Source organism: Pseudomonas sp. H2_D02, assembly GCF_054677635.1.
On sequence record NZ_CP162816.1, the window covers coordinates 4,777,485 to 4,789,880 of the forward strand.

Annotated in this window: 10 protein-coding genes; 8 read left to right on the forward strand and 2 right to left on the reverse strand. The window is 60.4% G+C overall.

What is annotated here, in order from left to right:
- Window positions 1–22: 22 nt before the first annotated feature.
- Together AB4N42_RS21760 and AB4N42_RS21765 are read left to right on the forward strand one after the other, a co-directional pair.
- Entirely contained in the window at window positions 23–424 is a 402-nt protein-coding gene (locus AB4N42_RS21760) for a MerR family transcriptional regulator (RefSeq protein WP_030140075.1), read from the forward strand.
- A 140-nt stretch (window positions 425–564) separates the two neighbouring features.
- On the forward strand, window positions 565–1,464 hold the full coding sequence (locus AB4N42_RS21765) for a hydroxymethylglutaryl-CoA lyase (RefSeq protein ID WP_460115315.1): 900 nt from the start codon (window positions 565–567) through the stop codon (window positions 1,462–1,464).
- Window positions 1,465–2,050: 586 nt separating this feature from the next.
- Here AB4N42_RS21765 and AB4N42_RS21770 read toward each other — a convergent pair.
- Window positions 2,051–3,748 (reverse strand): AMP-binding protein, encoded by a 1,698-nt coding sequence (locus tag AB4N42_RS21770; RefSeq protein WP_460115317.1) that lies wholly within the window; start codon window positions 3,746–3,748, stop codon window positions 2,051–2,053.
- A 187-nt stretch (window positions 3,749–3,935) separates the two neighbouring features.
- Here AB4N42_RS21770 and AB4N42_RS21775 point away from each other — a divergent pair, with 187 nt between their 5' ends.
- From AB4N42_RS21775 to AB4N42_RS21790, 4 genes are read left to right on the forward strand one after another with little or no spacing between them, the layout of a single operon-like run.
- A complete protein-coding gene (locus tag AB4N42_RS21775) occupies window positions 3,936–5,099 on the forward strand; it encodes an isovaleryl-CoA dehydrogenase (protein WP_030140072.1) in 1,164 nt (387 codons plus the stop codon).
- Between the two features lie 11 nt (window positions 5,100–5,110).
- Window positions 5,111–6,718, forward strand: a complete 1,608-nt coding sequence (locus AB4N42_RS21780) for a carboxyl transferase domain-containing protein (RefSeq protein WP_460115319.1) — start codon at window positions 5,111–5,113, stop codon at window positions 6,716–6,718.
- A 14-nt stretch (window positions 6,719–6,732) separates the two neighbouring features.
- Window positions 6,733–7,551 (forward strand): gamma-carboxygeranoyl-CoA hydratase, encoded by an 819-nt coding sequence (locus tag AB4N42_RS21785; protein WP_460115321.1) that lies wholly within the window; start codon window positions 6,733–6,735, stop codon window positions 7,549–7,551.
- Window positions 7,548–9,497: an acetyl/propionyl/methylcrotonyl-CoA carboxylase subunit alpha gene (locus tag AB4N42_RS21790; protein WP_460115322.1), complete on the forward strand. Its 1,950-nt coding sequence runs from the start codon at window positions 7,548–7,550 to the stop codon at window positions 9,495–9,497. Before AB4N42_RS21785 ends, AB4N42_RS21790 begins: the two co-directional genes overlap by 4 nt.
- A 30-nt stretch (window positions 9,498–9,527) precedes the next feature.
- Here the strand turns inward: AB4N42_RS21790 and AB4N42_RS21795 are convergent, their stop codons facing one another.
- On the reverse strand, window positions 9,528–10,175 hold the full coding sequence (locus AB4N42_RS21795; protein ID WP_460115323.1) for a LexA family protein: 648 nt from the start codon (window positions 10,173–10,175) through the stop codon (window positions 9,528–9,530).
- Between the two features lie 128 nt (window positions 10,176–10,303).
- On the opposite strand from AB4N42_RS21795, the gene AB4N42_RS21800 reads away from it, so the two are divergent.
- The gene (locus AB4N42_RS21800; RefSeq protein ID WP_030140067.1) at window positions 10,304–10,645 is read left to right on the forward strand and encodes a DUF6124 family protein; all 342 of its coding nucleotides are present in this window, start codon (window positions 10,304–10,306) and stop codon (window positions 10,643–10,645) included.
- Between the two features lie 494 nt (window positions 10,646–11,139).
- Window positions 11,140–12,291, forward strand: a complete 1,152-nt coding sequence (locus tag AB4N42_RS21805; RefSeq protein ID WP_460115324.1) for a M14 family metallopeptidase — start codon at window positions 11,140–11,142, stop codon at window positions 12,289–12,291.
- The last annotated feature ends 105 nt before the right edge of the window (window positions 12,292–12,396 follow it).

Genomic DNA, 12,396 nt, shown 5'->3' on the forward strand with positions numbered 1-12,396 from the left:
CTCTTTCGTTTCGAGCGCTTCCATGAGCAGCCAGACCTACAGCATCTCCGACCTCGCCCGCGAATTGGATATCACCACCCGCGCCATCCGCTTCTACGAAGAACAGGGCCTGTTGAGCCCGGAGCGCCGTGGCCAGGAGCGTGTCTACTCACCGCGGGACAAGGTCAGCCTGAAACTGATCCTGCGTGGCAAGCGCATTGGTTTTTCCCTCGCCGAGTGCCGCGAGCTGATCGAACTGTACGACCCCAGCAGCGGCAACCAGAAACAACTCCACAGCATGCTGGCGAAAATCGCCGAGCGCCGTGAGCAGCTCGAACAGCAGCTATTGGATATCGAACAGATGAAGCTGGAGCTGGACACCGCCGAGGAACGCTGCATCCAGGCGCTGGAACAGACGATCAAGGGCGAGGAAATCGTCCAGTAACAAGCGATTCCATTGTGGGAGCGGGCTTGCTCGCGAAGGGGCCCGAACAGTCAATATCGATGTCGACTGACACTCCGTCTTCGCGAGCAAGCCCGCTCCCACAAAAGGAGCCGTGTTCCCCACTACTACAGGTCAACCCCATGTCCCTCCCCTCCTTTGTACGCCTGATCGAAGTCGGCCCGCGCGATGGCCTGCAGAATGAATCGCAACCCATCAGCGTCGCCGACAAGGTACGCCTGGTAGATGCACTGAGCGCTGCCGGCCTCGGTTACATCGAAGTCGGCAGCTTTGTCTCGCCTAAATGGGTGCCGCAGATGGCCGGCTCGGCCGAAGTCTTCGCGCAGATTCAGCGCAAGCCCGGCGTGACGTATGGCGCCTTGGCGCCGAACCTGAGGGGTTTTGAAGACGCGCTGGCAGCAGGCGTGAAAGAGGTCGCGGTGTTCGCCGCCGCGTCCGAAGCGTTTTCCCAGCGCAACATCAATTGCACCATCAAGGAAAGCCTGGAGCGCTTCGCCCCGATCATGGAGGCGGCGACGCGCAATGGTGTCAGCGTGCGCGGCTACGTATCGTGCGTGCTGGGTTGCCCTTACGAAGGCGACGTCAAGCCTGAGCAAGTGGCCTGGGTCGCCCGGGAGCTGTACGCAATGGGCTGCTATGAAGTGTCCCTGGGCGACACCATCGGCACCGGTACCGCCGGCGCGACGCGCAGGATGTTCGAGGCGGTGAGCGCCGACGTGCCTCGGGACAAACTTGCGGGACATTTCCACGACACCTACGGCCAGGCCCTGGCCAACGTCTACGCCAGCCTTCTGGAGGGCATCGCCGTGTTCGACAGTTCCATCGCAGGCCTGGGTGGCTGTCCTTATGCCAAGGGTGCCAGCGGTAACGTCGCGACTGAAGACGTGCTGTACCTGCTCAATGGCCTCGGCATCGAGACCGGCATCGACCTGGACGCGCTCATCGCCGCGGGCCGGCAGATTTGTGACGTGCTCGGCCGTCCGACCGGTTCGCGCGTTGCGAAGGCGCGGCTGGCGCAGTGAGGTGTTACCGCCCCCGTTTGTAACGGGGGTGAAACGAGTAACACGGAAACAATTTGTCAGGGTTTCGCGGGATGGATTTTCCGACAAAAAACTCAACCAATTGATTTATATGGATTTTTTAAAGTTGGCACGGCACCTGCTATATCTCCTGCACAACAAGAATAAAAAAAAGCGACAAACCCAATAAAAACAAGACGAAACGACTCTGACATAACAAAAACAACACGGCAGAGACGCAGCTAACAGATTTTTTTGGAGAAGATGTGCTTTTCAGGGTGCTTCCAGGAGCAACCCGCAACCGGGCAGAGAACAATAAAACTACCTTCAGGTAGCTCCCGAATCGGTTGGATCGCCAGGCGAAAAAGCAGATCAGCGCTCAAAAAAATACGTTTGCTCTTGATCCCGGATGGGGATCGCCATAAACAGCGGTAAAGGGCCACGGCTGCCAAAAACAACAACAGGCCGCCCCTCAATAATAAAAAAAGAGCACGCGACGACAAAATTAAAGGGGAGCTTCGGCTCCCCTTTGTGCTTTCCAGGATTTGGTTTTGTGTGGGAGCGAGCCTGCTCCCACGGGGGATCTTGCTCAGCCTTCGTTATCGCGCAGTTCTTCCATGCTGATTTCACGCATGCGGAATTTCTGGATCTTGCCGGTGACCGTCATCGGAAAATCTTCGACGAACTTGAAATGACGCGGCGTCTTGAAATGGGCGATGCGCTCCTTGCACCAGGCCTGCAGTTCCTGCTCGGTGGCGCTGTGGCCGGGATGGAATTTGATCCAGGCGACGATCTCCTCGCCATAACGCGAGCACGGAATACCGATCACTTGCACATCGGCCACCGCGGGGTGGGTGAAGAAGAACTCTTCCAGCTCGCGGGGGTAAACATTCTCTCCGCCGCGGATGATCATGTCCTTGTTACGTCCGACGATGCGCACGTAGCCCTGCTCGTCCATGGTCGCGAGGTCGCCGGTGTGCATCCAGCCTTGCGGATCGATGGCATCGGCGGTGCCCTTGGGGTTGTTCCAATAGCCGAGCATCACGCTATAGCCGCGCGTGCACAGTTCGCCGATGGTCCCGCGCGGGACGATATCGCCCGCCGCGTCGATGATCTTGCTTTCGAGTTGCGGCTGGGTCCGCCCGACGGTGGTCACGCGCAATTCCAGCTCATCCGTGGGACCGGTCTGCAACGACACCGGGCTGGTTTCCGTCATGCCGTAGGCAATCTGCACCTCAGCCATGTGCATCTCGCTGATGACCCGCCGCATCACCTCGATGGGGCAAGTGGCCCCCGCCATGATTCCGGTGCGCAGGCTGGACAGGTCGAAATCCCCTCGCTGTGGCTGGTCGAGCATGGCGATGAACATGGTGGGGACGCCGTACAACGCCGTGGCTTTTTCCTCGGCCACGGTGCGCAGGGTCAGCAAGGGGTCGAAGGCATCGTTGGGGTAGATCATGGTGCTGGCGTGCGTCACGCACCCCAGGTTGCCCATGACCATACCGAAGCAGTGATACAACGGCACCGGGATCACCAGCCGATCATCAACGCTCAGGCCCAGGCTTTCGCCGACCATGTAGCCGTTGTTGAGGATGTTGTAATGGCTGAGGGTCGCCCCCTTGGGAAATCCGGTGGTGCCTGAGGTGTACTGGATATTTACCGGCTGATCGAAATGCAGGCTCCCCTGGCGTTCAGTCAGTTGCCCTGGCGACACCGCTGCACCGAGGGTAGCCATCTGCGACCAAGGTAAAAATCCCGAAGGCGGCTGCGAATCGAGGCTGATCACCCCGCGCAGGTCCGGCAGGCGCTCGCTTCGCAATTGTCCGATCGATTGCTCTGCCAGCTCTGGTACCAACACTTGCAACATGGCGTGGTAATCCGAGGTCTTGAACGACCCCGCGCACACCAGCCACTGGCAACCGGATTGCTTGAGCACGTACTCCAATTCAGAGGCGCGATACGCCGGATTGATATTGACCAGGATCACGCCGATCTTCGCACTGGCAAACTGACTGATGCACCACTCGGCGCAATTCGGCGCCCAGATGCCCAAGCGATCGCCAACCTGCAAGCCCAGCGCCAGGAACGCCCGAGCGTGCAGATCAACCGCTTCGGCCAGTTCTCGCCAGCTGTAGCGCAGCGACTGGTGGCGAACCACCAGCGCCTCGCCGTCAGGGAATTCGGCGACAGTCTGGTCAAACGCCTGGCCGATGGTCTGCGCGAGCAAGGCCTTGGCCTGGGAACCGCGGGTGTAGCTGAGTTGCGGGTGAGAACCGGGTTGATCCATGACGCGCCCTCTTGTTTTTATTAATGGATGTATCGGTGAATCTCATGCAAGAGCGGCCTTACTCTCGCCCAAGTTGACGTTAACGTAAAGAGCGATTGACAGCCATTCGTCACAAGCTTACGTTAACGTAAAGGTGAGAGCCGCCACGCCGCTCCCCACACCCGACAAAAAATCCAAAAGGTGCCCCATGAGCTACCCATCCCTGAATTTTGCCCTCGGCGAAACCATCGACATGTTGCGCGACCAGGTGCAGTCCTTCGTCAAGGCAGAGCTGGCGCCTCGGGCTGCACAGATCGACATCGACAATCTGTTCCCCGCCGACATGTGGCGCAAGTTCGGTGACATGGGCCTGCTGGGCATCACCGTCCCCGAAGAATATGGCGGCGCCGGCCTGGGCTATCTGGCCCATGTCGTCACCATGGAAGAAATCAGCCGCGGCTCGGCCTCGGTCGCCCTCTCCTACGGCGCCCATTCCAACCTGTGCGTCAATCAGATCAACCGCAACGGCACCCATGAGCAGAAGAGCAAGTACTTGCCCAAGCTGATCAGCGGCGAGCACATCGGCGCCCTCGCCATGAGCGAACCGAACGCCGGCTCCGACGTGGTCTCGATGAAGCTTCGGGCCGACAAGCGTGGCGACCACTACGTGCTCAACGGCAGCAAGACTTGGATCACCAATGGCCCCGACGCGAACACCTACGTGATCTACGCCAAGACCGACCTGGAAAAAGGCGCCCACGGCATCACTGCGTTCATCGTCGAGCGCGATTGGAAAGGTTTCAGCCGCAGCAACAAATTCGACAAGCTCGGCATGCGCGGCTCCAATACCTGCGAGTTGTTTTTCGATGACGTCGAGGTGCCTGAGGAAAATATCCTCGGCGTGCTCAACGGCGGCGTGAAAGTGTTGATGAGCGGCCTCGACTATGAGCGCGTGGTCTTGTCCGGCGGACCGACCGGCATCATGCAGGCGTGCATGGACCTGATCGTCCCGTACATCCACGACCGCAAGCAGTTCGGCCAGAGCATCGGCGAATTCCAGCTGATCCAGGGCAAAGTCGCCGACATGTACACCCAGCTCAACGCCAGTCGCGCCTATCTGTACGCAGTGGCGCAGGCGTGCGAGCGCGGCGAAACCACCCGCAAGGACGCCGCCGGGGTGATCCTCTACAGCGCCGAGCGCGCCACGCAAATGGCCCTTGATGCCATACAGATCCTGGGCGGCAACGGCTACATCAATGAATTCCCGGCTGGCCGTCTCTTGCGTGACGCCAAGCTGTACGAAATCGGCGCCGGCACCAGTGAGATCCGTCGCATGTTGATTGGCCGCGAACTGTTCAACGAAACCCGCTAACGGAGCTGACCATGGCCACTCTGCATACTCAGCTCAACGCTCGCTCACCGGAGTTCATCGCCAACCGCGATGCGATGCTCGGACAAGTCGAGGCCTTGCGCACCTTGCTCGCTCATGTCCAGCAAGGCGGCGGGCCCAAGGCGCAGGAGCGGCACACATCGCGGGGCAAACTGCTGCCGCGCGAGCGCATCAATCGCTTGCTGGACCCAGGCTCGCCGTTCTTGGAAATCAGTCCGCTGGCGGCTTACGAAGTCTATGGAGAAGACGTCCCGGCAGCCGGTGTGATCGTCGGCATCGGTCGCGTGGAAGGTATCGAGTGCATGATCGTCGCCAACGACGCGACGGTCAAAGGCGGCTCGTATTATCCGCTGACCGTGAAAAAACACCTGCGCGCCCAGGCCATCGCCCAACAGAACCGCCTTCCTTGTATCTACCTGGTGGATTCCGGTGGCGCCAACCTGCCACGCCAGGACGAAGTGTTTCCCGACCGTGAGCACTTTGGCCGCATCTTTTTCAACCAGGCCAACATGAGTGCCCAGGGTATTCCGCAGATTGCCGTAGTCATGGGCTCCTGCACCGCCGGTGGCGCGTATCTGCCGGCGATGGCCGACGAGGCAATCATGGTTCGCCAGCAGGCGACGATCTTCCTCGCCGGCCCGCCGTTGGTAAAAGCCGCCACCGGCGAAGTGGTCAGCGCCGAGGACCTGGGCGGCGCCGATGTGCACTGCAAGATCTCCGGCGTGGCTGACCATTACGCCGACAGCGATGAACACGCCCTGGCATTGGCCCGCCGCAGCGTCGCCAACCTCAACTGGCGCAAACTCGGCGAGCTGCAGCAGCGTGCACCCATCGCCCCGCTGTACTCGGGCGACGAACTGTACGGTGTGGTTTCGGCCGACGCCAAGCAGCCGTTCGATGTGCGGGAAGTCATCGCACGCCTCGTCGACGGCTCGGTATTCGATGAATTCAAGGCGCTCTTCGGAACAACCCTGGTGTGCGGCTTCGCCCATCTGCACGGTTACCCGATCGCCATCCTCGCCAACAACGGCATCCTGTTCGCCGAGGCCGCGCAGAAAGGCGCGCACTTTATCGAACTGGCGTGCCAGCGTGGGATTCCCCTGCTGTTCCTGCAAAACATCACCGGTTTCATGGTCGGCCAGAAATACGAAGCCGGCGGCATCGCCAAGCATGGTGCGAAACTGGTGACCGCCGTGGCTTGCGCCCGGGTACCGAAATTCACCGTAATCATCGGAGGCAGTTTTGGCGCGGGCAATTACGGCATGTGCGGTCGCGCCTACGATCCACGGTTCCTGTGGATGTGGCCGAATGCCCGGATCGGCGTGATGGGCGCCGAACAAGCCGCCGGCGTGTTGGTGCAGGTCAAGCGCGAACAGGCCGAACGCGGCGGACAGCCGTTCAGCGCCAACCAGGAAGCCGAGATCAAGCAACCGATTCTCGACCAGTACGAAGAACAGGGGCACCCCTATTATTCCAGCGCGCGGCTGTGGGACGACGGCGTCATCGACCCGGCGCAGACCCGCGACGTATTGGGCCTGGCCTTGTCCGCGTCGCTGAACGCGCCCATCGAATCGAGCCGCTTCGGCGTGTTCAGGATGTAATCGGGAAAATGCCCATGACTCAGTACAACACCCTCGAACTGCACACTGACCCACGCGGCTTTGCCACGTTGTGGCTCAGCCGCGAGTCAAAGAACAACGCGTTCAACGCCGAGATGATCCGCGAGCTGATCCTCGCCCTGGACGAGGTCGGCAGCGATCCGACCTTGCGTTTCCTGTTGCTCCGTGGCCGTGGCAAACACTTCAGCGCCGGCGCCGACCTGGCCTGGATGCAACAGTCCGCCGAGCTCGACTACCACACCAACCTCGACGACGCCCGGGAACTGGCGGAGCTGATGTACAACCTTGCCAAACTGAAGATTCCTACATTGGCTGTGGTCCAAGGTGCCGCGTTTGGCGGTGCACTGGGCCTGATCAGCGCCTGTGACATGGCCATCGGCGCCGACGAAGCGCAGTTTTGCCTGTCGGAAGTGCGGATTGGCCTGGCGCCTGCGGTGATCAGCCCGTTCGTGGTGCAGGCCATTGGCGAACGCGCGGCGCGGCGCTACGCCCTGACCGCGGAGCGTTTCAGCGGACAACGTGCGAAAGAGATTGGATTGCTGTCGGAAAGTTACCCGGCCGAGGCGTTGGACGATCAACTCCAGCACTGGATCGACAATCTGCTGCTCAACAGTCCGGCGGCCATGCGCGCCAGCAAGGAACTGCTCCGTGAGGTCGGCAACGGTGCACTCACCCCGGCGTTGCGGCGCTACACCGAGAACGCCATCGCCCGGATACGCGTCAGCCCCGAAGGCCAGGAGGGCTTGCGGGCTTTCCTGCAAAAGCGGCCGCCGAACTGGCAAGCCGAGTCACATAACAAGGAGCCGCGTCGATGAGCGCCCCTGCCCTCACCTCTCTACTGGTGGCCAACCGCGGTGAAATCGCTTGCCGTGTCATGCGCTCCGCCAAGGCCATGGGCCTGGCCACTGTCGCCGTGCACAGCGCCACGGACCGTAACGCGCGTCATTGTCGGGAAGCCGATATCTGCGTCGACCTGGGCGGCAGCAAGGCCGCCGACAGTTACCTGCAAATCGACAAATTGATCGCCGCGGCCCAGGCCAGCGGTGCCCAGGCGATTCATCCTGGCTACGGTTTCCTTTCCGAGAACGCAGGGTTCGCCAGGGCCATCGAAAAAGCCGGGCTGATCTTCCTGGGCCCTCCCGCCTCGGCCATCGACGCCATGGGCAGCAAATCCGCCGCCAAGGCCTTGATGGAAACCGCTGGCGTGCCGTTGGTGCCCGGCTACCACGGTGAAGCCCAGGACCTGGAAACCTTCCGCGCCGCCGCCGAACGCATTGGCTACCCGGTGTTGCTCAAGGCAACCGCGGGCGGCGGCGGCAAAGGCATGAAAGTCGTGGAAGACGTCAGCCAACTGGCCGAAGCCTTGGCTTCGGCGCAGCGTGAGGCGCAATCGTCGTTCGGCGATGCGCGCATGCTGGTGGAGAAATACCTGCTCAAGCCACGCCACGTGGAAATCCAGGTGTTCGCCGACCAACATGGCAACTGCCTGTACCTCAACGAGCGGGATTGTTCGATCCAGCGTCGGCACCAGAAGGTCGTCGAGGAAGCGCCTGCGCCGGGCCTCAGCCCGCAATTGCGCCAGGCGATGGGCGAAGCCGCGGTGCGTGCGGCCCAGGCGATCGGCTATGTCGGCGCGGGCACGGTAGAGTTTTTACTGGACGCGCGGGGTGAGTTTTTCTTCATGGAGATGAACACCCGGCTGCAGGTCGAGCATCCGGTCACTGAAGCGATCACCGGACTGGACCTGGTCGCCTGGCAGATCCGCGTCGCCCTCGGCGAGCCGCTGCCCATCACGCAAGAGCAAGTACCGCTGCGGGGACATGCCATCGAAGTACGGCTCTATGCCGAAGACCCGGCCAATGATTTTCTCCCCGCCACCGGGCGCCTGGCGTTGTACCGCGAATCCGCTGCAGGCGAAGGGCGGCGGGTCGACAGCGGCGTTGAAGAAGGTGACGAGATTTCGTCTTTCTACGACCCGATGCTTGGCAAGCTGATCGCCTGGGGCGAGAACCGCGAGCAGGCCCGTTTGCGCCTGTTGGCGATGCTCGACGAGTTCGCAATCGGCGGTCTGAAGACCAATATCGGATTCCTTCGGCGCATCGTCGGTCACCCGGCGTTTGCCGCTGCGGAACTGGACACTGGATTTATTCCACGTTACCAGGCGCAACTGCTGCCCGAGCCAGGCGAATTGGATGACGACTTCTGGCACGCGGCCGCCCAGGCCTTCGCCTTGAGCCTCAAGCCGCACGCCCGCGCCGATGACGCGAATTCTCCCTGGAGCAACACCGGTGGGCTGCGCCTCGGACTGCCACGGGAAACCGCCCTGCATCTGAGCTGTGAAGGTCAGGACCGCGCGGTGACGTTGGACAGTGCCTCCCTTTGTGCCGAGCTCAAGGGCGAGCACCTGGTGATAGAGCGTAATGGCGTGCGTCGCGGCCACCGCGTGATTCGCCAGGGCGACAGCCTCTACCTGCAATGGCAGGGTGATCTGCATCGCGTCGAGTCATACGACCCGTTGGCCGCCGCCGAGGCCAGTCACAACCCTCATGGCAGCCTGGTTGCGCCCATGAACGGCAGTATCGTGCGGGTGTTGGTAAGTGCCGGCCAGACGGTGGAAGCCGGTGCACAACTCGTTGTGCTGGAGGCGATGAAAATGGAGCACAGCATCCGTGCGCCCAAGGCCGGCGTGGTCACGGCGCTGTATTGCCAGGAAGGTGAGATGGTCAGCGAGGGCAGCGTGCTGGTGGCGCTGGAAGAATAGGCATCGGCCCGTTGTCCGGGCCGATCCGTTTCAGAACCTGATGGTTGCCTGCACGACCACGCCGATGATTCGGCATTGCTCGGTGTACAAGCTTTTCGGGTAAGTAGGATTGAGCGGAACCAGGTAATGCTGGCCGCTCTCTTCAATCAGTTTGCGAAAGGTCGCATCGCTGCTGCCAGGCAACTGGGCGATCACCAGCTTACCGGGCACCGCCTCGATCGCCGGGTCAACCAGGATCGACATTCCCTCCGGAATACTGAGCCCGCTCGGTGCGGTCATCGCATCCCCCACCACCACCAGCCAGAACGCATCTCCCTGGGCGTGGTAGTCCGTCAACTCATAGCGCGACGGTCCGTAGTCAGCGAGATCGCCTTCACGAACAGTGCCGATGTCGTGCCATTCGCTGATCGGGTAGCGGAAGTACGGGTTGTACTTCTGCGCCAGGGCCATGCCCTCGTCCGTGGAGGTGTCCGGCTCGCGGATCACCATGGCCACTTCGAGAAACTCGAGCCCCAGTTCCTTCAGCACCCGGTTCATGTCTTCAAGACTGGGCTGTCTGCGCTTGGTCAGCCAATGGCCGATACCGCCCTGTGACATCCCCAAACGCTCTGCAAGCACCACTTGCGTGATGTGCAGCTCCTTCATCTTGGCCTTGACCAACTCTATCCATTTATCCATGAGCGGCACGATACGTGGATGACCACGCCCATCAAAACACAAATTGTAGTATTTAAATTGTCGTCACAATTACGCTGCGTACTAAGCTGGGAGCACAGGATTTCATCTCACACGGAGTAACTCGACACATGGACACGCCCAACAAACACGAACCCGTCACTTCCCTGGACCCGGCATTCCCATCGTTTCAGGATTGCCCGGCGGCCCAACGCGCCTTGGATTACTACTTGAAACCAGGTGTTGCAACAGCCCAGGCCGAGCAGCGCTTTTTCGACGTGAACCGTAACATCAGCGGCGAAGAAGCCTTGGTCCATGCTTGCGACCTGCTGCGCTGCGCTGCGGCCACTGCCCACGAATCTGCCAATAGACTGAACGGTTCGAACCGTGACCTGGCATTTTCTGTCGTGCACATGATTGATCTGGTCAAGGTCATGCTCGACCGATCCCTTGACGGCTACCCCACTCGCTAAGCGTTGCGCGCAGAATGGAGCCACGAATGCGGGCCACGGGAAAAAATTTTCCAACCGATGCGATAAAATCATTTGACTTGCAAATGATAATGATTATTATTGCAACAACTGATCGCGAGATCGGTCGATAGGCCAGGAGACCTTAGGTCGGACTTCTGGCATATCTCCTCATCAGGCTAATCACGGTTTTTGACCCGGCTTTTTGCCGGGTCTTTTTTTTGCCGATTTTCGGCTTATGGCTTCAGGCTAATGAAGTCTTTTGGAGGGTGTTGATCTCAATGTTGGCGATGATAGCAAATGCCCATCCGCCTGCAGAAGTCCCTGCGCCATCCCGCTGACAAACCCGCGACAGGCAGCACTTGAGAATCGGCCAGCGAGACTCTACTCTGCTTCAGCGTCCAGGGAGGGCGCCCCCTCTTGTCATCGATGCAAATCGTCCCGATTTACCCCGCCTTGCGTGTAAAGTAACGGCACAAAAATCCTCTGCAGGAACCGTGACCGTGGCTAAATCCTCCTTCGATATCAGCGCCAGTTTCGACAGTGGCAACATTGAAGTCGTAGACATCAGCAACCCCTTGCAATCGCTGTTGAAGATTCGGCCTGACACCCGCAGCGCGCATTTCCAGTGGTTCCACTTCAAGGCCAGCGGCTTGCACGTCGGCCAGGAATATTCCTTTCGCCTGCTCAACGCCAGCCAGTCTTCCTATAACAAGGCCTGGACCGGCTATCAGGCAGTCGCGTCCTACGACCACGTCAACTGGTTCCGTATTCCTACGCAATTCGAAGGCGATGCCCTGCGCTTTCATCTGGAAGCCGAACAGCCTCACGCCTGGTTCGCCTATTTCGAACCCTACAGCCGGGGCCGTCATGACTGGCTGATCGAGCAAGCGCAGCACAAGGCCGGTACCGAACTGTTGGCTACCGGCAAGAGCGTCGAAGGCCGTGACATTCCATTGCTGCGCAAGGGCAGCGGTGCCGAGGGACACCGAAAGATCTGGATCATTGCGCAGCAGCATCCCGGCGAGCACATGGCCGAATGGTTCATGGAGGGGGTCATCGAACGCCTCCAGCACCAGGACGACGCCCAACTGAACCGCTTGCTCGCCAAGGCTGATTTGTACCTGGTCCCCAACATGAATCCGGATGGCGCGTTCCACGGGCATCTGCGCACGAACGCGATGGGGCAGGACCTGAACCGGGCTTGGCAGAATGCCAACCCGGAAATCAGCCCCGAGGTATTTTTCGTACAACAGCAGATGGAAAAATATGGCGTCGACCTGTTCCTCGACATTCACGGCGATGAAGAAATCCCCCACGTCTTCACCGCCGGTTGCGAAGGCAATCCGGGATACACGCCACGGATTGCCGATCTCGAAGAGCGTTTTCGCAGCCACCTCAAACACCAGACCAAGGACTTCCAGACGACCTATGGCTACACACGTGACGAACCAGGCCAGGCCAACATGACCCTCGCCTGCAACGCCGTCGGCCAGAAATACGACTGCCTGTCCCTGACCCTGGAAATGCCATTCAAGGACCACAACGACCACCCGAACCCACGCACCGGCTGGTCCGGCAAACGCTCGATGCAGTTGGGCAAGGATGTGTTGAGCACCGTTGAGGCGATGGTCGACGAGCTGCGCTGAGGTCACTCAAACACCCGCCCCCTGTGGTTCTGTAGGAGCTGGCGAAGCCTCGGGCCGCGTTCGGACGATCCTTTGATCTTGATCCTGCGCTCCGGAATCAATGGG